Origin of the sequence: uncultured Altererythrobacter sp., assembly GCF_913057185.1 — a bacterium.
GTDB lineage: Bacteria > Pseudomonadota > Alphaproteobacteria > Sphingomonadales > Sphingomonadaceae > Erythrobacter > Erythrobacter rubellus.
This window is the reverse complement of the sequence record NZ_CAJXNK010000002.1, coordinates 92,098-111,388: the sequence shown is the minus strand read 5'-3', so window position 1 is coordinate 111,388 and position 19,291 is coordinate 92,098. Positions and strand designations below refer to the sequence as shown.

Below are 19,291 nucleotides of genomic sequence, written 5' to 3'. Positions count from 1 at the left end.
GAAACTTATGGCTGCGGCGGTGGTGGCGCGCCCGGCCCGCTCGGCCCTTGCGGCGGCATCATTTGTTGCAGCATCTGGATACGGCGTTCCGCATCTTGCCGGCTCATAAAGTCGACCAGTTCGACTTCGAAATTGAGACTGGCTCCAGGTGGAATGTCAGAGCCCGGTGGCGGCGCATCACCATATGCCAGGTCCGCAGGAATATAGAGCTCGTAAGTGCCGCCCTTCTTCATCTGCTTCAGGCCTTCGTAAAAGCCATCGACCACTGCACCCTTTTCAACCAGCATCGGCACGCCATCAGGGAATATTCCCGGCGGGAACGGCGACGAAGAAGCTTCGTCGAAAATCGTCCCGTCATCCAACGTGCCTTTGTATTTGATGAAGGCCACGTCGCCGTCGGTAGGCGCAGCGCCTGTACCAGCGGTAATCTCAGTCACGGAAAAAGTCTTGGGCAGTGCGGCCCAGGCAATGCCCGCGCCCAGCAGCACGGCAGCAACCACACCAAGCCACAGTTTGGTCAGCGAGCCTTTGGCAATGGGCAAAATCGGAACGCGGGTGACTTCGGTCATGCAAGATAATCCTGATATAGTCTGTGTCTTCGCCGCTTACGCACAAGCAAAAGGGCGCGGAATCAATCCGCGCCCTGATGGCTTATCGCTGAAACCTATTCAAGCCGGAAAGCTTGAATAGGACGGCATTACTTTAGCCGTCGCGTTCCATACGCTTGCGCTCAAGCTTGCGAGCGCGGCGAACAGCAGCAGCCTTTTCACGGGCGCGCTTCTCGCTTGGCTTTTCATAATGGCGACGCAACTTCATTTCGCGATACACGCCTTCACGCTGAAGCTTTTTCTTAAGCGCACGGAGAGCCTGGTCGACATTGTTATCGCGAACCATGATTTGCATAAATTCAAACACCTCACAAAAATGAGCCAGAGCCCGCATGCGCGCGAGATACCCCACTTGAAAATAAACGAAAATTGGGCCGAATCCGCAAACGGTCAGCAATCTCTGAGCGCGCTCTAGCCAAATCGGATACGAATGGCAAGTGCCTGAAGGGTTGCGGGAATACAACATGTGGCCTGCGTGCGATGATCCGTAGTCGGCGCTATGCAGGTGCGCCAAGCCTCGTTAAAGGGAGCCGCAATGAGCGCTTCACTCTCTCCCATTATGGCCAGCATCAACGTTGCCATCGGCGGCGCAATCGGCGCCGTGCTGCGTTATCAGCTTGGCCGCGGCATGACCGGATGGCTGGGTGCGCCAGTTGTTGGCGCGTTTCCGTTTGCTACGCTGGCTGCCAATGCAATCGGGAGCCTGCTGATGGGCGTGCTCGCGGGTTGGCTAGCGCGCCATGGCGGCGAAGGTAGCGTGGCTCCTGACCAGCTGCGCCTGCTCCTGGGAGTCGGCCTGCTTGGCGGCTTTACTACATTTTCTGCCTTCAGCCTCGAGATGGTGCTGCTGATCGAACGCGGACAATATCTGTTCGCGTCGCTCTATGTGATCCTGTCTGTTGCATTGGGCATCAGCGGCTTGCTCGTGGGGCTTAACCTGACGAGGCTCTTCTCATGAGCGAGCAGACCACCAACGCAGACCAGACGGTGCGCCAGTTCACCATAGGCGAAGACGATAGTGGCATACGGCTGGATCGCTGGTTCAAACGCAATCTGCCGCAGATCGGCTTTGCCACGGTCAGCCGCTGGGCACGTACCGGCCAGATCCGCGTCGATGGCAAGCGCGCCAAACCCGATGATCGTTTGAGCGAGGGGCAAGTGCTGCGTGTGCCGCCAGGCGGCGAGCAAGCCCCCGGTGGACGAAAGCCGAAGCAGCGCCGCGAGCTGAAGCCTGAGGAAATCGCCGAGGCCCATGCCATGGTGATTCGCGAGACCAAGTCCGCAATTGTGCTCAACAAACCTCCCGGCCTTGCGACGCAAGGCGGCAGCAAGACCAACAAGCATGTCGATGGCCTGCTTGATGCCTTTGTCGAAGACGATGACACCCCTCGCCCGCGCCTGGTTCACCGGTTGGACAAGGACACTTCCGGTGTGATCCTGATCGCGCGCACTCCAGGCAGCGCAGCAAGCTACTCCAAGCGATTCTCCGGCCGCAGCGCGCGCAAAGTCTATTGGGCCCTGATCGTCGGGGTTCCCGATGTGAAAGAAGGCACAATCGATGCCCCGCTCGCCAAGCAGCCGGGGAGCGGCGGCGAAAAAATGCATGTCGATCTGGAGAACGGTCAGCCTGCAAAAACGCGCTATCGCGTGGTTGAAACCGCGGGCAAGAAAGCGGCCTGGGTCGAGCTGGAGCCGCTTACCGGGCGCACCCACCAGCTGCGCGTACATCTGGAGGCGATTGGCCACCCCATCGTGGGCGACGGCAAATATGGCGGGCAAGACGCGTTTCTGACCGGCAGCATCAGCCGCAAGATGCATCTGCACGCCCGCCGCCTGGTCATTTCCGAACCCGGCGGCGGAAAGATGGATGTTACAGCCGATCTGCCCGACCATTTTTCAGCAAGTATGCAGCAACTGGGTTTCGATCTCTCGCTAAGCGATGCCGAGCCCCTGCGCGAAGATACGACCGAGCGCACCAAGGCCGAGAAGAAACAGGCCGCCCGCGCCCATGCCAAGCAATATCGCCGCAGCCAGCGCGGACCGCGCCGCGCGCGCGGAGACGCTGGCAAGTCTGGTAAGCCGCGCAAGCTCGGCAACAAGGGGCGCAAACGCTGATGCACCCGAATCCCAGTTTTCGCGACGACAGCCCCGATCTGCATCGATCGCTGGTCGACGCGGTCGGTTTTGGCACAATCTTCCTTCAGACACCGGCCGGGCCAAGGGTAGCCCACTCTGCCCTGCTAGCGATGGATTCGAGCAAACTGCAATTCCATCTCGCACGCGGCAATGCGCTCACGCGGCATTTGGAAGGCAGCACCGCGCTGGCCGTGGTCAATGGACCTGATGCCTATATATCCGCTATATTCGCCCGCTGGTACGCCGGCCCCGATCAAGTGCCGACGTGGAACTACATTGCGGTCGAGCTGGAAGGCAGCGTTCGCAAGCTTGATGACGCCGAACTGTTGCAGCAGCTTGAAATGTTGAACGATCACCACGAGGCCAAGGTCAAAGGCGGAATACCCTGGACCATGGACAAGATGTCAACGCGCCACCTGGACGGATTGGTGCGGAGCATTGTGGGCTTCGAATTGGAAATTGAAACGCGCCGAGAAACGGTAAAGCTTTCGCAGAACAAATCGGTTGAAGAGCGCGAGCGTGTTATCGCTGGCCTGGAACAACAAAATGCGGCCGGCATCGCGCAAGCGATGCGTAGGATTAACAAATGACGCGGCTCGCTGTCTTTGATTGCGATGGTACGCTGGTCGATGGGCAAGCCCATGTTTGCGATACTATGGAGCAAGCTTTTGCCGAAGCCGGGCTTTCCTTGCCTGATCGCAACGAGGTACGCCGTTCTATGGGCTTGAGCCTTCCCATGGCGGTCCGGCGACTGGCCCCCGAGATTGACGAGAACACTAATGCGCAGCTGGTTGCGGCCTACAAAGAAGCCTTCTTCGAGCGCCGTCTGCGCGGCGCCATTCACGAGCCATTGTATGAGGGCATTCGCGAGCTTCTGATCACGCTTCGGGAGGCGGATTGGCGGCTGGCCGTTGCGACCGGCAAATCCGATCGCGGTCTTCAGGCCTGCCTGGAACAGCACGGCCTGACCGACATGTTTGTATCCTTGCAAACCGCTGACCGCCATCCCTCCAAACCGCATACCGACATGTTGGATGCGGCGATCTTCGAAGCGGGGGTCGCGCCGCAGGACGCAGTCATGATCGGGGACACCACCTTCGATATCATCATGGCGAAGGATGCCAACGTTCGCTCGATCGGTGTCGCATGGGGATATCACGCACCGGAAGAGCTGCTCGAAGCGGGGGCAGAAGCGGTTGCCCGGGACGCATTGCATTTAGGGGAACTCGTGTGAGTGGGTTTGACGAGAGCAAAGCCAAAGAGCGCTTCATGCTGCTCAACCTTGTGCGTTTGGCGGGAATTTCGCTGGTTCTGATCGCAATCGCTTTCTCTCAGATGGACCCCAATGTTCCTGCAGCACTCAACATCGTTCTCAGTTTGACGGGAATGGGGATCTTCTTCTTCTGGCCGCGCCGGCTCGCAAGCCAATGGAAGTCCGAAGTCGAATGAAACGTTTTTACGAGAATGTCGATGTATCAGAGGTCGTTGATGCCGGCTGGCAAGTGACGCTCGATGGACGCGGGCTGCGAACAGTCAAGGGCACGCCGCAAATCGTGCCGACGCGCAAACTCGCAGAGGCTTTGGCGCGCGAATGGGCGGAACAGTCGGAAGACATTGATACGTCGCGTTTCGTTCATCGCGATCAGACCGATTTCGCGATCGATATGGTTGCCAACGATCCTGAAGAAGCAATCAACCAGATCTTGAAGTACGCGGAAACAGACACGCTTTGCTATCGCGCTAACCCGGAACAACCGCTCTTTGAGCGTCAACAGGCCGTCTGGGAACCGCTGATCAAGCGGGTGGAACAAACCCATAGCATCAAGTTCACGCTGGTGAGCGGGATTGTGCACCGCCCGCAACCACCGGAAACGCTTGCGACTTTGAGTGATTTTCTGCGCGGCAGGGATCACTTTACCCTGGCCGGCATGCAAACCATGGCCTCGCTGGCCGCTTCACTCTGCATTCCATTGTTGGCTTTGGAGGATGGTGCGGAACCGATTGCTCTATGGCGCGCGGCAAGCCTTGAAGAAGAATGGCAATCGGATCTGTGGGGCCGTGATCAGGAAGCCGAAACGCGCCGGAGAAGGCGGCAAGAGGCGTTCCTCGCGGCTTGCGACTGGATCGGTCTGCTGAACGACTAAAGCGCGCTACTCGAGCCAGTCAGCAACTTGTCTGGCAACATCATTGGCCGCACTATTGAGCGCCGGACCGACTGAAGCAGCGTCAGCCAAGACCCCTGTTTCAATTGCTTCGAAACGTTGTTGTCTGACCACCCCGTCACTGTCCAACAGGGTCGCATCGAAACGCACAATGACCGCTGACTGGGTCGCATTATAGCCAAACTGCGACAGACTGCCGCGTATTTGCAAGCTTCCCCGCGCCGCTGGGTCGCCGCCCGCCAGAACCACACGTTCGCTTTGCGTACGAATGGTCTCTGCCAGCAAGCGACGGAACAATTGTGCAGGACGCTCGACCCACACTGCATCTTTCAGATAGGCCAGCGACGCATCGTCAATCCGGACGGGCACGCGGAGCACATCCAGCTCTGCCGGAACGACCGGCTCGTGCAGGGCAAGAGCCTCGCCGCGCGCGGCGCTGATCGCGGCACCAGCCGGAGCAGAGGTGGTCGGGGTCAAGGTCAGCAGGCTTTCCGGCGGTTCTGCGCCGCCCAAGTTTACACAGCCGCCTAGCGCGAGGCATGAGAGCAAGAGACCAGCCCGCAAGAATGCTACAGGCCGGCTTGAAGAAGTGATCATCGACTTGCCCTTTCTCATGGCTCGTAATCCGGCAAAGTTTGCCCGCCTATCACAGCAGCCGCGCCTTGGCTCTCAAGCCGCTCTGTCACCTTGCGCAATGCGCGGCTCGTTGCTTCCAAATCGCGCATTGCGGCTTCGGCGGCCGGGATTGTTGTTTGTGAAAGTTGTTCAGCTGCAGGCTGCGCCGCGTCCAGCGTTGCGGCCAAGGACGCTGATGCAGCATTAACAGATTCCAACGTGTTTCGTAGTTCCTTAGCCAGGGATCGGCCCTCGGAATTGATGACTTTGTCTGTCGATTCCATGACCCGTTCGAAACTGTCGAGCGCTTCGGCACCTTCCTTAAGGGTAATCTCCAGCTGCGCCAGATTGGCATTTACCGCCGGGGCAGTCTCGGCAAAACTGGCGGTCATGGCGTTGGTATTTTCCAGGATCGCAGCAATCTGGTTCTGGTTGTCATCGTCCAACACTTGCGTGAGGCGCTCGGTCAGCGTCGCCAGCCTTTCCAGCAGCAGTGGTGCAGACGCTAGCAATTCACCAAAGCCGCCGCGCGCGGGCGGAATGACCGGGTTTCCATCGGGGCAGGCTGTCGTTTCACATGTGATCGGCGGCGCGTCGATACGTGCGCCATCAAGCAAAATTGTTGAGACGCCGGTAAAGCTCGCTTGAATGGTCGCCGTCGTCCCGACAAGCATTGGCACATCATCGCGCACCTTGATGGTGACTTTCACATACTCGGGATCCTGCTTCCAGAGCTCGATCTCACTGACCTGTCCAACCGGCACGCCCGCGAACGAAACCTGGGATCCCTTGGCAAGACCAGCAACAGATTGTTCAAAGAGAATATCGTACTCATCGTTTGCGCCTTCGCCAATTCGCGCAAGCCAGACGATAAATGCAGCCAGCGTCGCAAGCAGCGCCAACGTGACCACGCCCACCCAGATATTGTTGGCTTTTGTCTCCATGCCTGCCCTTTATGCCTCGCTATCCGGTTGATTGTCCACGCTTGCACGCGAATTTACCCGCGGCGGCTTGCCATGCGATGCAGCCCTGCCGCGCGGGCCGTTGAAGTATTCGTCGATCCACGGATGATCTGTTTCCAGCAATTCTGGGATAGTGCCCACTGCGATAATTCGTTTGTCGGCAATCACCGCCACACGGTCACAAATCTCATAAAGCGTGTCCAGATCGTGGGTGATCAGGAACACAGTCAGGCCAAGCGTTTCTTTCAGCTCACGCGTCTGCCGGTCAAACGCAGCCGCACCTATCGGGTCAAGTCCGGCAGTCGGCTCATCCAGGAACAGCAATTCGGGATCAAGCGCCAGCGCGCGAGCAAGGCCGGCGCGCTTCTTCATACCGCCGGAAAGTTCAGACGGAAATTTGTCGATCGCGTTCTCTGGCAGGCCTGAAAGAATGACCTTGTAGCGCGCAATCTCGCGGCGCAATTCAGGCTCTATGTCAGGATAGAACTGTTTGATCGGCACTTCGACATTCTCGCCCACGGTCAAGGTCGAGAACAGGGCCCCGCCCTGAAACAAGACACCCCAGCGGCAACGGACGCCCATGTCTTCATCGATACCCGCTTGTGTAATCGAATTACCAAACACCTCGATTTCGCCAGCCGCTGGTGTCTGCAAGCCGATAATCGCGCGCATGAGCACCGACTTGCCTGTCCCCGAACCACCAACCACGCCAATAATCTCACCGCGATTGACCTTGAGCGAGAGGTTTTCGTGAACGACATGTTCGCCGAAAGCGGTCTTCAGGCCCTCAACAACAATCGGATGCTCGCCGCGAAAACGTTCGTGCTGTTGAGGTTCGTGCTGGTTGAAAATGCTCATCCCCAACCAACCTCTGTGAAAAATACCGCGAAGAACGCATCAAGCACGATCACTGCAAAGATCGCACTGACCACTGCCATGGTTGTGCGCAGCCCGACTTCCTCTGAATTCCCGCGCACTTGCATGCCGTGATAACAGCCCGCCAGCGCAATGATCAGGCCGAAGACCGGCGCCTTGATAAGCCCAACCCACAAATCGTGGGTCGGCACGACTTCTTCGATGCGGGTCAGAAATGTCCAGAAGGGAATACCCAGCAACAGGTCACCCACTACAGCGCCGCCGATGATTGCCATGACTGATGCATAAAAGCCCAGCAACGGCATCATGATGACAGCCGCCAAAGTGCGCGGAATTACCAGAGCTTCGACCGGAGATATTCCGATCGTGCGCATCGCGTCGACCTCTTCGGTCAGCTTCATCGTGCCAATCTGCGCGGCAAAGGCAGAGCCCGAACGGCCCGCAACCATGATTGCCGTCATCAACACGCCAAGCTCGCGCAGGGTAATCCGGCCGACCAGATTGATCGTCAGCGATTCAGCGCCAAATTGTTCCAGTTGCACCGAGCCTTGCTGGGCAATCACAATTCCGATCAAGAAGCTCATCAATCCGATGATCGGTAACGCGCTGACGCCAACCAATTCGATCTGGCGAACGAATGCCGTCCCCCGGAACCGGCTCGGTTTGCGCAACAAGTTCCAGACAGCAATCAATATCTGCCCCAGGAAATCGAGCGCGCCTATGGTGCCCACCTGCGCTTTCTCGACCAACTCACCAGTCTTTGCGGGGATCGGTTGCCACCAGGCCAAACCCTCTGGTTCCTGATACTCACCGCCGCCCGCTGCCTCGACCGCATTGAGCAGCCGACGCGCTCGCTCGCTTGCCCCGACAATTTCGGCCCCATGCGCCCGTGCGGTCCGGCAAGCAACCCATGCGCCGACCGTGTCTATCTCGCTCACACCTGAAAGATCGATCTCGGCAATTTCTCCGCTCAACGCGTCAAAATCCTGATCAATCGCGCCAATCGAAGACACCAGATACGGCCCCGACAGCAACAAGCGCCATCCGCCAGCTTCCCGCTCTTCAATGGAAAATTCGGCTCCGCCGCTCATGCGGTAAACTATGCGAGGAAAACGGTACGATAACAAGCGCTCTGTTGCGTCGCAGCTTATCAGCCGTTGCACCTTGCGCGTGGCGCTGGCAAAGGCGCTATCCAAGATGACTACAGAGTTAGATAAAACATTCGATCCCGCCACGATTGAGGCGAAATGGTATTCCCATTGGGAAGAGAGCGGCGCATTTCGTCCGGAGCGCCCCGACGCCGAGCCGTTCACTATCGTGAACCCTCCGCCGAACGTGACCGGATCGCTCCATATCGGCCATGCGCTCGATAACACATTGCAGGACATTGTAATCCGTTATGAGCGCCTGCGCGGCAAGGATGCGCTGTGGGTGGTTGGAACGGACCATGCGGGCATCGCGACGCAGATGGTGGTCGAACGCCAGCTGGAGGAACGTCAGGACAAGCGGACGAATTATTCGCGCGAAGAATTCGTCGACAAGGTGTGGGAATGGAAAGCCGAGAGCGGCGGAACCATTACAAATCAATTGCGCCGACTGGGCTGTTCGATGGACTGGTCACGCGAGCAGTTCACCATGGACGAGCATTTCACCAAGGCCGTTCTCAAAGTGTTCGTCGACCTCTACAATGACGGCTTGATCTATCGCGACAAGAGGTTGGTGAACTGGGACCCGAAGCTCAAGACCGCGATTTCCGACCTTGAAGTCGAGCAGCAGACAATCGCGGGTAGTTTTTGGCACTTCAAATATCCGCTCGCGGACGGTGTAACCCTCGACAACGGACAGGACTTTATCGAAGTCGCGACCACGCGGCCCGAAACCATGCTCGCCGATATGGCGGTCGCGGTGCATCCCGATGACGAGCGCTATAAGAGTATCGTCGGCAAGCATGTGATCCTACCGATCACCGGTCGTCGAATTCCCATCGTGGCGGACGAACACGCCGATCCCGAGCTGGGCAGCGGCGCGGTAAAGATTACGCCGGGGCACGACTTCAACGACTTCGAGGTGGGCAAGCGCGCTGGTTTTGCCGCAGCAGACATGCTCAACATGCTCGATGGCAATGCCGATGTTTGTCAGACGGCAGACGGGCTGGTCCCCGATGAATTCCTCGGCCTGCACCGCTTTAAGCGCGACGGCCAAGATGGCGCGCGCGAACTGGTGGTGCAGCGGCTGAAGGAACAGGGCTACCTGATCCCGCATATCGCCAAGACGAAGAAGGGCGAAGAAGTCGAGCATGACGCCGAACCGCGCCAGATCGCGACGCCCTTTGGTGATCGCGGCGGGGTGGTGATCGAGCCGTGGCTGACCGACCAGTGGTATGTGAATGCCGCGGAGTTGGCTAAGAAGCCGATTGAAGCTGTGCGCGACGGCACCATCGAAATTGTGCCCAAGAGCTGGGAAAAAACCTTCTTCAACTGGATGGAGAATATCCAGCCGTGGTGCGTCAGCCGCCAGCTGTGGTGGGGTCACCAGATCCCGGCCTGGTATGACGACGACGGAAACGTTCATGTAGCCATGACCGAAGAAGAGGCTCAATCGAAGGCTGGCAATGGCGTTAAACTGAGCCGCGACAATGACGTCCTCGACACCTGGTTCTCGTCAGCCTTGTGGCCCTTCGCCACGCTCGGCTGGCCGGACAAGACCGACTTGCTTGAAAAGCACTACCCCAACGATCTGTTGGTTTCCGGCTTCGACATCCTGTTCTTCTGGGATGCGCGGATGATGATGGCGGGCTATTTCAACACGGGCCAAGCACCGTGGCCGCGCCTCTATCTGCACGGCCTTGTGCGCGCGGCAGACGGCGCGAAAATGTCCAAGTCGAAGGGCAATGTGGTCGATCCGCTCGGCCTGATTGACCAGTATGGCGCGGATGCGCTGCGCTTCTTCATGGCGGCGATGGAAAGCCAGGGCCGCGACATCAAAATGGATGAGAAGCGGGTCGAGGGATATCGCAATTTCGCGACCAAGCTGTGGAATGCAACGCGTTTCTGCCAGTCGAACGGGATCGGCGCGTCGAGCACGCTGGCCGCACCCGAAGCCAGGCTTGCGGCGAACCAGTGGATCATCGGCGAGGTCCAACAGACCGTCGAAATGCTTGATGCCGCCATGGCAGACCTGCGTTTCGACGCGGCGGCCAACACGATCTACCAATTCACCTGGAGCCGCTTCTGCGACTGGTATCTGGAACTGATCAAGCCGGTGTTTGCAGGCGATGCGGATAGCCCGGCTGCGGTGGAAACCCGCGCGGTTGCCGGATGGGCACTCGATCATATCCTGGTGATGCTGCATCCCTTCATGCCGTTTATCACGGAAGAATTGTGGCATGCACTGGGCGCGCGGAAGTATGATCTTATTCTGGCGAAGTGGCCCAATCCGCGTGCCAGCGTCAGCAAGGACGCGACCGACGCGATTGACTGGGTAATCGATCTGACAACCAATGTCCGCAGCGCAAAGAACGAGTTAGGTATCCCCCCGGGCGCGAAGCTGGCAGCATTCCTGCCTCAGGCCTCCACATTGGCAACGAGCACAATCGAGCGCAGCAGCGCCGCGATCGAACGCCTCGCGCGTTTGACACCCGTGACCGTGGGCGAAGCGCCGGCAGGGGCGGCTATGCAAGTCACAGCTGGCAGTGATGTGTTCATTGTGCCGCTTGAAGGCATTATAGACATTGAGGCTGAGAAAGCGCGTCTGAGCAAGGCGCTTGAGGCCTCGCAAAAGGAAGCGAAATCCTTGGAAGGGCGTTTGTCCAACGCCAACTTCGTCGAGCGCGCCAAGCCTGAAGCGGTCGAGAAGGCGCGCGAGGATTACGCGCATCATTCGGCAGAGGCAGAACGTTTGACCGCGGCGTTGGCGCGGTTGGGGTAAAGGTGTCGCTCGTCCTCGCCACTGACGACACCGGCGGGCCGGAGATTTTTGCGTCATTGCAGGGCGAAGGACCAAGCACGGGTATGCCGGTTGCCTTCATGCGGCTCTCGCGCTGCAATCTGGCCTGCACCTGGTGTGACACCGCCTACACGTGGCGCTTTGAAGGCGACAATCGTCCGCACCGCGATGGCGAAACGTTCGAGCGTAAGGCCAATCAGGTGAAGCTCTCCCCTTCGGAAGCGGCCGAGCGCATCCTTGCGTTGGGACAAAGACGGCTGGTGATCACTGGCGGGGAACCTCTGCTGCAAGGCGGAGCTTTGGCCGAGCTGCTCGCGCAAATCCCCGACATGGAGATCGAGATCGAGACCAATGGCACGACCAAGGCGCCATCGCATGTCGATATGCGGGTCGATCAGTATAATGTCAGCCCCAAGCTCGCGCATTCGGGCAATGAGGCAGAGCTGGCGCTCATCCCCGCGCGGCTTGATGCCTATGCCGCAGATCCGCGGGCCTGGTTCAAATTCGTGATCTCAGAGCCGTCCGACGTTGACGAGGTGCTCGCATTACAGCGCCGCTATCGCTTCAAGCCCGGACACGTCTTCCTAATGCCCGAAGGAACGGACAGCGAGGCAATCGGTTCGCGCGCGCGCTGGCTCAGCGAACTATGCCTGAAGCACGGCTTCCGCATGAGCGACCGTCTGCATATCCACCTTTACGGCGATACGCGGGGAACGTGATTACCCCTGCGAACGCCACATTTGGACAACACGCTCGACGGTCTCTGGTTGACTGCCATTGGTAGAATTGAACTGGTCGAAGTTTTCGTTGCCTATGTTGCTTTTCGAAGCCCCAAATCATTGGATTACAGGGCATGTCGATTAGATCGGTGAGGTTAAGATCGCGTCAACGATAGCTCGCAAGCATGGGCTTTACCCGCTCAGACCATCGCGAATAGACGGCCCGCAATCCACCCCATGGATACCGAAAGCCCCACAGCCAGAAGTCCGTACAACAAGGCAAATCGCTGCGAGAACACCTCTACTAAGCGTTCAAAGCCGACCTTTCGCACTTGAACTTCCGCAATTGCGGAAGCAATTACTCGGCCGTCGAAAATGGCAAATGTTTCAGCAGTATATTTGCCAGTTATAACATTTGATGGCAACTGGATTCGGGCCTGATACAGAACCTGCTCGTTGATCTTAACTCCGCCCATGTCTTCATTGTAAAGACCGAGCCTTTGGCGCAAATCGACCAGGCCAGCGGCAAAACGCGCTTGCCTTTCAGGATCGATCTGACCGGTTGGAGAAAGCTGGATGAATTCCGTTCCGAGCTCGTAAATCGCGGCAGTGCGTTCATCAACAATCTCTTCAACAGGGCGCGAAGCGGCAACAGAAAAGAATGACGGGGCCGAGCGGAAATCGCTCGATTGCGCATTCATCCAGACCCCGGCAATGCGATCTTTTTCGCGGATTGTGATTGGTTCTGTCGGGCCTTTCAGCACCACAACTATGTCGTATTCGGCCCCGCCTCTTTGCCCCCGCGGATCGAGGATCGCTCCGTAGAGCAACAGCTCAGTACCGGTGAAACCCTGGCGCACTTGCACCTGGTCCTGCGAAACCGCCGGTACCAGGATCGCATCGCTTTGCCCCATCAGGAAGAAGGCCGCAAACAGGACGAAAAGAGCCCTCATAGCGGCGCCACTGTGTAAATTTCGTCAGGCTGAACGGCCAAGCCAACAAGCATTCGGAGCGCCACTGCCAGCACGATTGCGGCAAGGACAAAGCGCAGGATCTCTGGCTTTGCTTTCATTGCGATTTGGGTGCCAAATTGCGCGCCGATAACTGAGCCAAGCAACAACAGACCAGCAAGCACGATATCGACTGCTTGCGTGGTCAGCGCGTGCATCATAGTTGTTGCCATGGTCACGAACAATATCTGGAACAGCGAGGTTCCAACGACAACGTTCCCGCTCATACCCAGGATGTAGAGCATCGCTGGCACGAGGATAAATCCGCCGCCTACTCCCATTAGCATGGTCAGAATTCCGACGATGAAACCGAGGAGAAATGGGGCGAGCGGAGAGATATACAAACCGGAACGATAGAACCTCCACCGCATCGGCAATGCCGCAATCACGGGATGGTGGCGCCGCCTACGCACCTTTTTTGAAGCTTCACCGTCAGATCTGATCGTCGCCAGAGCTTCTTGCAGCATCAACCCACCTATTGCGCCGAGCATCAAGACGTAGAGTATGTTGATCGCGATATCGATCTGCCCTACCGCTTGCAGCAATCGGAAGAGAACAGCACCGATAATCGCACCAAAAATGCCGCCTCCGACGGTCACTGCCCCCATGCGATAGTCGACACCGCCTCGCCTGCTGTGCGCCAGGACGCCAGAAACGCTCGCGCCAGTGACCTGTGTAGACGCAGACGCAGCTGCGACCGTGGGCGGAATTCCGTAGAAGATAAGCAGCGGTGTGGTCAGGAAGCCTCCACCTACCCCGAACAGGCCCGACAAGACGCCTGTAACCGCGCCCAGCAACACAATCAAAAACCCGTTCACAGACAGGTTTGCGATCGGCAAATAGACGGGCAGGATATCTTCCATAAAGAACGGCCTAGCCCAGCCGTCCCTAGGTTTAAAGTCGCGACATCGCGCGAGCCGATTTAAAAACGCGAGGAGAGCGTTACAGCAACACCAGATTGCGGTTCTGCGTCTCCTGCGACCCTTTCGCGATAGTCGAACGAAAAGCGTGTGGGGGCTTGTGCAATCGTCAAATCAACCCTTGCAACCAGCAACAAATTACGAAAAAGGGCGCTCCAACCATGGCAAAAAACAACCCTCCCCTCCGCTCGCTTTTTGCGCCTGTGCGCGCGCTGTTTGTTAGTGATGCATCAGCTGGCATCCTGCTCATCATTGTCGCTGCAGCGGCTTTGCTGGCGGCGAACTCGCCGCTGGCGGGCGATTACAAGGAATTGTTCTACGGTGATCTGACCTGGACCCCGATCGCAAAGCTCGATGATTTGCATTTGTGGATCAACGACGGCCTGATGGCGGTATTCTTCTTCGTCGTCGGCCTCGAAGTGAAACGCGAGCTGATCGAAGGGCAATTGGCAGACCCGATGAAGCGCCGTTTGCCAGTGGTAGCAGCGGCAGCGGGCATGTTTGTGCCGGCAGCGGTCTACATGCTGGTTTCCGGCGGTGGAGAATATGCAAGCGGTTGGGCGATCCCGGCCGCGACCGACATCGCTTTCGCCATGGGCGTTCTGGGCTTGTTGGGGAACAGAGTGCCTGCCTCGCTGCGCCTGTTTCTGCTAACAGTGGCGATCGTCGATGACATCGGAGCGGTCATGGTGATCGCGCTTTTCTACACTCCTACCATAAAGATGGTCTGGCTAGTGGCTTCTGTTGTGGTGTTTGGATTGATGGTCGGCCTCAATCGTGCGCGTGTCAGCGTATTATGGCCGTATGTCTTGATGTCCCTCGTCCTTTGGTATTGCGTGCTCAACACAGGCGTCCATGCAACGATCGCCGGCGTCGTGGCTGCACTGACAATCCCGATGCACGGCAGAAGCGGCAATCACATGCTCGAAAAGCTTGAGCACAATCTTGCACCCTGGAGCGCCTATCTTGTGGTGCCGGTCTTCGGGTTCGCGAATGCCGGCGTGTCGTTGCAGGGCCTGGGGGTCGAGGCATTGCTCGACCCGCTTCCCTATGCAATCGCCGCCGGTCTGGTCATAGGCAAGCAGCTCGGCATCTTCACCGCAGTTTGGCTGGCGGTGAAAACCGGGTTTGCGCAAGCACCGGACAATGCAAGCTGGATGGAAATCTACGGTGTGTCGATCCTGTGCGGCATCGGCTTCACAATGTCGCTGTTCATCGGCGGGTTGGCATTCCCGGGCAATCAGTTGCTTATCGATGAAGCGAAGATCGGCATTCTGACCGGTTCCGCCATTTCAGCGATACTGGGCTACATCGTCCTGCGAATGACCACCGCACACACAGCCGAAGAATGCGACGACAAGGGCAATCCGCTTCCCAAGGAATAACGACGGCGGAGAAGTCGCTGCCTACCAGCTGCCGGTATTTTCCATACTGCACCAGGGCTCTTGCGGATCGAGATTGCCTTCCTGCAGCAACTCGACGGAGATGCCGTCAGGTGATTTGACGAATGCCATATGCCCGTCGCGCGGCGGGCGGTGAATGATGTGGCCTGCATCCAACAGCCTCTGACATGTCGCGTAGATATCGTCGACGCGATAGGCCAAGTGGCCAAAGTTGCGCCCTCCATCATACTCTTCCGGCGTGGTGCCATCTTCTGGCGGCCAATTGTGAGTTAGCTCGACCTCGGCCACACCCTCTTGGCCAGGCGCAGCGAGGAAAATCAGCGTGAACCGCCCCGCTTCGACTTCAAACCGGCGGACCTCTTCCAGACCGATGAGATTAAAGAATGCCACCGTCGCGTCAGGATCGGTGACACGGATCATGCTGTGCAGATATTTGACCATGGAGCTGTCCTTTAGTTTACGCCGTTCTTGCACACATGGCCATCGACCGTCGTTCAAGCAAGTCAAACGGGCACAAGTTCCGAAGAACCCGTGCCCGCCAGATGTCTCGTAAATGCCTGAATCTTATTTGCGTCAGATACTTGCGCTCAGCGTAAATACGACAGCATCGTCTGTGTAATCATAGGCTCCCGCCGGAATATCACCTTCAGCGCCGACATAAGCTACGCCAATGCTAACTGGACCTCCAACAGCCAAATCAAGGCCGATCGACCAGTCAAAAGCCTTGCCATTATCGGTAAAGGTCAGGAACCCATCCGTGTAACCCAAGTGCGCCGTCACGCTAATCGGTGTCTCGGGAATACCCGCAGACAGATCTGTATAGATGTAAAAATTGTCTGAATCACCAAGCGAATCCTGATCAGGTGCGTATGCCACGCCAATGGTTGCTTCGCCTGGCCCGAAGCCAAAACCGACCGAACCATAGAATTCGTAATAATCGAAATCACCTGGTCCTGCATCTGGGTACATATAGACGATACCGCCGATATCGAATGACACCCCTTCAGCCAGACTGCCGCCAAAGCCTGCATACACATCAAGCTCGGTTGATCCAAAGCCGACTGTGTCTTCGTCCAGCGAAGAGGCCCACGTGCCGGCATAGAAGCCAGAGTCATGAGCGAGATCTACGCCTCCTTGGATAGCGATCTCGCCACCCGACAAATCTACACCGCGGAATCGGTACTCGGATGCCAATGCCACATTGCCCGAGAGGGTAATGCCAATATCACCACCAACGTTGTTGGCAGTTTTTTCAGCGACAGGTTCTTTAAGTGGCGCGATTTCACTGACATCGACATCAACGTCAGCAGCAGCCTGAAGAGTAGCGAGGTCAAACTCGCTTTCAGCTGCGTTTTCATTTGCGAGAGCCGGTACTGCGGAGAGTGCGAGACCGGAAACTAAAGTTGCGGTAAAAGCACCGCGTACGGACGTTAGCATGACAACTTCCTTATGTTGTTTTTTTGCTTCGTCCCACCTGCAAACCCAGCGGACACCTGTTTGATGCGGCGTTCTCGGCCTGAGTTCGCTAGAAAACTGCACAGCTTTGCTGCATTGCACAAGAGTTATTGCGGCGATTCCCCCAATTGAAGTAATTTGTAGAAAATTGTGTTGTCATTACGCACCACTTGGGAAACAGTCCATCTGTTGAGTGCTACATGTTGCCGTAAAGCCTCCCCTAGCCTAAATGCAGCGCAGGTTTTCCCGAACGTGCCATGATATTAAGCAATCTCAACAAGCTCCTGTGCCGCAAGAAAAATGCACCATCCGGACCACGTGTCCCCGATGGTGAGCGCTATTATGTCGTGGGTGACATCCATGGCCGCCTGGACCTGTTTGAAGCACTTGTCGATGCGATCGAAGCAGACATAGCCGACCATCCCGATGCCGATGTAACTGTGGTACTGCTCGGCGATCTGATCGACCGCGGCCCTGACAGTGCCGGTGTGATTGAACGCAGTTTGGAATGGCAGGAATGCCGAAAAGTCCGCATTCTCGCGGGCAATCACGAAGAGATGTTCCTAGAATCAATCGATGATATAGAAGTACTTAGGCACTTTTTGAAGCATGGAGGCCGTGAAACGATCCTGAGCTTTGGCTTGCCGGTCAAAAAATACCGGAAGCTAGACCTCAAGGAATTGTTCGAACTTCTACCCGAGATAATTCCGGAGACAACACGGAAATTCGTCGCCGGCTTTGAAGAGATGATCGAAGCGGGAGATTATGTTTTTGTTCATGCTGGGATCAATCCCGAGCTGCCGCTGGATAAGCAGAAGCGCAGCGACCTGCTTTGGATTCGCGAGCGGTTTCTGAGGCACCAAGGCCCGTTCCCCAAGACAGTCGTTCATGGACATACCATTTTTGACGAGATAGAAATCAAGAATGACCGGATTGGCCTCGATACCGGCGCTTTTCGAAGCGGCATTTTGACAGCCCTGGTTCTCGAAGGAACAAATCAGCGAACGATCCAATCGATCGAAAAAAAGAAACATATCAAAATCAGGCACGAGGAAATCAGCTCATGAAGATCGCTATGGTTGGATCCGGCTACGTCGGACTAGTTTCTGGCGCCTGCTTTGCCGATTTTGGTCACGAAGTCGTTTGTATCGACAAGGATCAATCGAAGATCGATCGTCTGCATGATGGCATTATGCCGATCTATGAGCCCGGTCTCGACGCCCTTGTTGAGACAAACGTAAGCGCGGGCCGGCTTACCTTTACGACCGACCTGGCTGAAGGGATCAAGGGCGCAAGCACCATCTTTATCGCCGTTGGCACACCAAGCCGCCGGGGTGATGGGCATGCAGATCTGTCCTTCGTCTATGCCGTAGCCGAAGAGATTGGAGCTAATCTGTCGAACGACGCTGTCGTCGTTACCAAGTCGACCGTACCCGTAGGTACTGGAGATGAAGTAGAGCGCATCCTGAAAGGCAGCGGTACGAGCCACAAAGTGTCTATCGTATCCAACCCAGAGTTCCTGCGCGAAGGCGCAGCAATCGGTGACTTCAAACGGCCCGATCGGATCGTGATCGGTTCAGAGGATGATTTCGGACGCGACGTCATGCACGAGGTATACCGGCCACTCTTCCTAAATGAATCGCCCATTCTCAACGTCAATCGCCGATCAAGCGAGCTGATCAAATATGCCGCCAATGCGTTCCTTGCTACAAAGATAACCTTCATCAACGAGATGGCCGATCTGTGCGAGAAAGTGGGTGGCAATGTGCAGGATGTTGCGCGCGGGATCGGCATGGATGGCCGGATCGGGAGGAAATTTCTCAACCCTGGGCCCGGCTATGGCGGCTCTTGTTTCCCGAAGGACACTTTGGCGTTGCTGAAGACCGCAGAGGATCACGAGAGCCCGGTCCGGATCGTGGAGGCGGTTGTTAAAGTAAACGAGAGCCGCAAGCGCGCAATGGGCCGCAAGGTGATCGATGCATTGGGCGGCATGAAAGCTGCTCGCGGCAAGAAAGTCGCCTTGCTTGGCCTGACCTTCAAACCCAACACCGACGACATGCGTGATTCCCCGTCGATTGCTATTGCCCAGGCACTCGCCGATGCGGGTGCCCATATCACAGCCTTCGATCCGGAAGGTATGGAACAAGCCATGCCGCTGATGCCCAAGGTCAACATGTGTGAGAGCGCTTATGAAGCGATCGAAGATGCTGACGCAGTTGTGATCGTAACCGAGTGGGATGTGTTCCGTGCGCTGGATGTCTCAAGGATCAAGGAATTGGTGAAGACCCCGATCATGGTCGACCTGCGCAACATTTATAGCCCCAATGACATGCGCGCGGCAGGCTTCACTTACGAGAGCATTGGCCGCGGATAGGTTCGGCGCTTCGCCAGTGATCTTGTAACCCTCTTCGAATTGATAAGCAATTCAAGGGGATTGGAAACGGTTTCACCTGGCAAACATTCTCGACTGGCTGTCATCA

General features: G+C 57.1%; 21 protein-coding genes. 11 read left to right on the top strand and 10 right to left on the bottom strand.

Going from position 1 to position 19,291, the window contains the following annotated elements; all coding sequences use genetic code 11:
- Positions 1-5: 5 nt before the first annotated feature.
- Positions 6-569: an FKBP-type peptidyl-prolyl cis-trans isomerase gene (locus QZ487_RS08370; RefSeq protein ID WP_296024253.1), complete on the bottom strand. Its 564-nt coding sequence runs from the start codon at positions 567-569 to the stop codon at positions 6-8.
- Positions 570-702: 133 nt separating this feature from the next.
- Positions 703-903 carry a 30S ribosomal protein S21 gene (rpsU, locus tag QZ487_RS08365; protein ID WP_296024250.1) on the bottom strand — a complete coding sequence of 67 codons (201 nt, stop codon included), beginning with the start codon at positions 901-903 and terminating at the stop codon, positions 703-705.
- Positions 904-1,143: 240 nt separating this feature from the next.
- Here rpsU and crcB point away from each other — a divergent pair, with 240 nt between their 5' ends.
- Genes crcB through QZ487_RS08335 form a run of 6 tightly spaced genes read left to right on the top strand, consistent with a single transcriptional unit; the run spans position 1,144 to position 4,888 of the window.
- A complete protein-coding gene (crcB, locus tag QZ487_RS08360) occupies positions 1,144-1,566 on the top strand; it encodes a fluoride efflux transporter CrcB (RefSeq protein ID WP_285975658.1) in 423 nt (140 codons plus the stop codon).
- Positions 1,563-2,723 carry an RluA family pseudouridine synthase gene (locus QZ487_RS08355; protein ID WP_296024247.1) on the top strand — a complete coding sequence of 387 codons (1,161 nt, stop codon included), beginning with the start codon at positions 1,563-1,565 and terminating at the stop codon, positions 2,721-2,723. The genes crcB and QZ487_RS08355 overlap by 4 nt, the downstream gene beginning before the upstream one ends.
- Complete coding sequence (locus QZ487_RS08350; protein WP_296024245.1) at positions 2,723-3,334, top strand: FMN-binding negative transcriptional regulator; 612 nt, start codon at positions 2,723-2,725, stop codon at positions 3,332-3,334. The genes QZ487_RS08355 and QZ487_RS08350 overlap by 1 nt, the downstream gene beginning before the upstream one ends.
- Positions 3,331-3,978, top strand: a complete 648-nt coding sequence (locus QZ487_RS08345; RefSeq protein ID WP_296024242.1) for an HAD-IA family hydrolase — start codon at positions 3,331-3,333, stop codon at positions 3,976-3,978. Before QZ487_RS08350 ends, QZ487_RS08345 begins: the two co-directional genes overlap by 4 nt.
- Positions 3,975-4,193, top strand: a complete 219-nt coding sequence (locus QZ487_RS08340; protein ID WP_285975662.1) for a hypothetical protein — start codon at positions 3,975-3,977, stop codon at positions 4,191-4,193. The genes QZ487_RS08345 and QZ487_RS08340 overlap by 4 nt, the downstream gene beginning before the upstream one ends.
- The gene (locus QZ487_RS08335) at positions 4,190-4,888 is read left to right on the top strand and encodes an ATP12 family chaperone protein (RefSeq protein WP_296024238.1); all 699 of its coding nucleotides are present in this window, start codon (positions 4,190-4,192) and stop codon (positions 4,886-4,888) included. The genes QZ487_RS08340 and QZ487_RS08335 overlap by 4 nt, the downstream gene beginning before the upstream one ends.
- A 6-nt stretch (positions 4,889-4,894) precedes the next feature.
- On the opposite strand, the gene QZ487_RS08330 is transcribed toward QZ487_RS08335, so the two are convergent.
- From QZ487_RS08330 to QZ487_RS08315, 4 genes are read right to left on the bottom strand one after another with little or no spacing between them, the layout of a single operon-like run.
- On the bottom strand, positions 4,895-5,503 hold the full coding sequence (locus QZ487_RS08330; RefSeq protein WP_296024237.1) for an ABC-type transport auxiliary lipoprotein family protein: 609 nt from the start codon (positions 5,501-5,503) through the stop codon (positions 4,895-4,897).
- A gap of 14 nt (positions 5,504-5,517) precedes the next feature.
- Positions 5,518-6,465: an MlaD family protein gene (locus tag QZ487_RS08325; protein ID WP_296024235.1), complete on the bottom strand. Its 948-nt coding sequence runs from the start codon at positions 6,463-6,465 to the stop codon at positions 5,518-5,520.
- A gap of 9 nt (positions 6,466-6,474) precedes the next feature.
- Complete coding sequence (locus tag QZ487_RS08320; protein ID WP_296024233.1) at positions 6,475-7,341, bottom strand: ABC transporter ATP-binding protein; 867 nt, start codon at positions 7,339-7,341, stop codon at positions 6,475-6,477.
- A complete protein-coding gene (locus tag QZ487_RS08315; RefSeq protein ID WP_296024230.1) occupies positions 7,338-8,450 on the bottom strand; it encodes an ABC transporter permease in 1,113 nt (370 codons plus the stop codon). The genes QZ487_RS08320 and QZ487_RS08315 overlap by 4 nt, the downstream gene beginning before the upstream one ends.
- 106 nt (positions 8,451-8,556) lie before the next feature.
- On the opposite strand from QZ487_RS08315, the gene QZ487_RS08310 reads away from it, so the two are divergent.
- Together QZ487_RS08310 and QZ487_RS08305 are read left to right on the top strand one after the other, a co-directional pair.
- Entirely contained in the window at positions 8,557-11,286 is a 2,730-nt protein-coding gene (locus QZ487_RS08310; protein ID WP_296024228.1) for a valine--tRNA ligase, read from the top strand.
- 2 nt (positions 11,287-11,288) lie between these two features.
- Positions 11,289-12,023, top strand: coding sequence for a 7-carboxy-7-deazaguanine synthase QueE (locus tag QZ487_RS08305; protein ID WP_296024227.1), 735 nt, complete (start codon positions 11,289-11,291; stop codon positions 12,021-12,023).
- Between the two features lie 200 nt (positions 12,024-12,223).
- Here the strand turns inward: QZ487_RS08305 and QZ487_RS08300 are convergent, their stop codons facing one another.
- Positions 12,224-12,976 (bottom strand): TIGR02186 family protein, encoded by a 753-nt coding sequence (locus QZ487_RS08300; RefSeq protein ID WP_296024226.1) that lies wholly within the window; start codon positions 12,974-12,976, stop codon positions 12,224-12,226.
- Positions 12,973-13,884, bottom strand: coding sequence for a sulfite exporter TauE/SafE family protein (locus tag QZ487_RS08295; RefSeq protein WP_296025313.1), 912 nt, complete (start codon positions 13,882-13,884; stop codon positions 12,973-12,975). Before QZ487_RS08295 ends, QZ487_RS08300 begins: the two co-directional genes overlap by 4 nt.
- 230 nt (positions 13,885-14,114) lie before the next feature.
- Here QZ487_RS08295 and nhaA point away from each other — a divergent pair, with 230 nt between their 5' ends.
- Entirely contained in the window at positions 14,115-15,338 is a 1,224-nt protein-coding gene (gene nhaA / locus QZ487_RS08290; protein ID WP_296024225.1) for a Na+/H+ antiporter NhaA, read from the top strand.
- 21 nt (positions 15,339-15,359) lie between these two features.
- On the opposite strand, the gene QZ487_RS08285 is transcribed toward nhaA, so the two are convergent.
- Both QZ487_RS08285 and QZ487_RS08280 read right to left on the bottom strand, forming a co-directional pair.
- Positions 15,360-15,797, bottom strand: a complete 438-nt coding sequence (locus QZ487_RS08285) for a VOC family protein (RefSeq protein WP_285975671.1) — start codon at positions 15,795-15,797, stop codon at positions 15,360-15,362.
- A 132-nt stretch (positions 15,798-15,929) separates the two neighbouring features.
- Positions 15,930-16,793 carry a TorF family putative porin gene (locus QZ487_RS08280; protein WP_285975672.1) on the bottom strand — a complete coding sequence of 288 codons (864 nt, stop codon included), beginning with the start codon at positions 16,791-16,793 and terminating at the stop codon, positions 15,930-15,932.
- Between the two features lie 275 nt (positions 16,794-17,068).
- On the opposite strand from QZ487_RS08280, the gene QZ487_RS08275 reads away from it, so the two are divergent.
- Both QZ487_RS08275 and QZ487_RS08270 read left to right on the top strand, forming a co-directional pair.
- Positions 17,069-17,878: a metallophosphoesterase family protein gene (locus QZ487_RS08275; RefSeq protein WP_296024221.1), complete on the top strand. Its 810-nt coding sequence runs from the start codon at positions 17,069-17,071 to the stop codon at positions 17,876-17,878.
- Positions 17,875-19,185, top strand: a complete 1,311-nt coding sequence (locus tag QZ487_RS08270; RefSeq protein WP_296024220.1) for a UDP-glucose/GDP-mannose dehydrogenase family protein — start codon at positions 17,875-17,877, stop codon at positions 19,183-19,185. Before QZ487_RS08275 ends, QZ487_RS08270 begins: the two co-directional genes overlap by 4 nt.
- The last annotated feature ends 106 nt before the right edge of the window (positions 19,186-19,291 follow it).

Coding starts and splice junctions, on each gene's coding strand:
- QZ487_RS08345 (WP_296024242.1), top strand. CDS start 3,331: ATGACGCGGCTCGCTGTCTTTGATTGCGATGGTACGCTGGTCGATGGG.
- QZ487_RS08355 (WP_296024247.1), top strand. CDS start 1,563: ATGAGCGAGCAGACCACCAACGCAGACCAGACGGTGCGCCAGTTCACC.
- QZ487_RS08270 (WP_296024220.1), top strand. CDS start 17,875: ATGAAGATCGCTATGGTTGGATCCGGCTACGTCGGACTAGTTTCTGGC.
- QZ487_RS08300 (WP_296024226.1), bottom strand. CDS start 12,976: ATGAGGGCTCTTTTCGTCCTGTTTGCGGCCTTCTTCCTGATGGGGCAA.
- QZ487_RS08285 (WP_285975671.1), bottom strand. CDS start 15,797: ATGGTCAAATATCTGCACAGCATGATCCGTGTCACCGATCCTGACGCG.
- QZ487_RS08335 (WP_296024238.1), top strand. CDS start 4,190: ATGAAACGTTTTTACGAGAATGTCGATGTATCAGAGGTCGTTGATGCC.
- QZ487_RS08315 (WP_296024230.1), bottom strand. CDS start 8,450: ATGAGCGGCGGAGCCGAATTTTCCATTGAAGAGCGGGAAGCTGGCGGA.
- QZ487_RS08310 (WP_296024228.1), top strand. CDS start 8,557: ATGACTACAGAGTTAGATAAAACATTCGATCCCGCCACGATTGAGGCG.
- rpsU (WP_296024250.1), bottom strand. CDS start 903: ATGCAAATCATGGTTCGCGATAACAATGTCGACCAGGCTCTCCGTGCG.
- QZ487_RS08320 (WP_296024233.1), bottom strand. CDS start 7,341: ATGAGCATTTTCAACCAGCACGAACCTCAACAGCACGAACGTTTTCGC.
- QZ487_RS08370 (WP_296024253.1), bottom strand. CDS start 569: ATGACCGAAGTCACCCGCGTTCCGATTTTGCCCATTGCCAAAGGCTCG.
- QZ487_RS08350 (WP_296024245.1), top strand. CDS start 2,723: ATGCACCCGAATCCCAGTTTTCGCGACGACAGCCCCGATCTGCATCGA.
- QZ487_RS08280 (WP_285975672.1), bottom strand. CDS start 16,793: ATGCTAACGTCCGTACGCGGTGCTTTTACCGCAACTTTAGTTTCCGGT.
- QZ487_RS08325 (WP_296024235.1), bottom strand. CDS start 6,465: ATGGAGACAAAAGCCAACAATATCTGGGTGGGCGTGGTCACGTTGGCG.
- QZ487_RS08330 (WP_296024237.1), bottom strand. CDS start 5,503: ATGATCACTTCTTCAAGCCGGCCTGTAGCATTCTTGCGGGCTGGTCTC.
- crcB (WP_285975658.1), top strand. CDS start 1,144: ATGAGCGCTTCACTCTCTCCCATTATGGCCAGCATCAACGTTGCCATC.
- QZ487_RS08275 (WP_296024221.1), top strand. CDS start 17,069: ATGATATTAAGCAATCTCAACAAGCTCCTGTGCCGCAAGAAAAATGCA.
- nhaA (WP_296024225.1), top strand. CDS start 14,115: ATGGCAAAAAACAACCCTCCCCTCCGCTCGCTTTTTGCGCCTGTGCGC.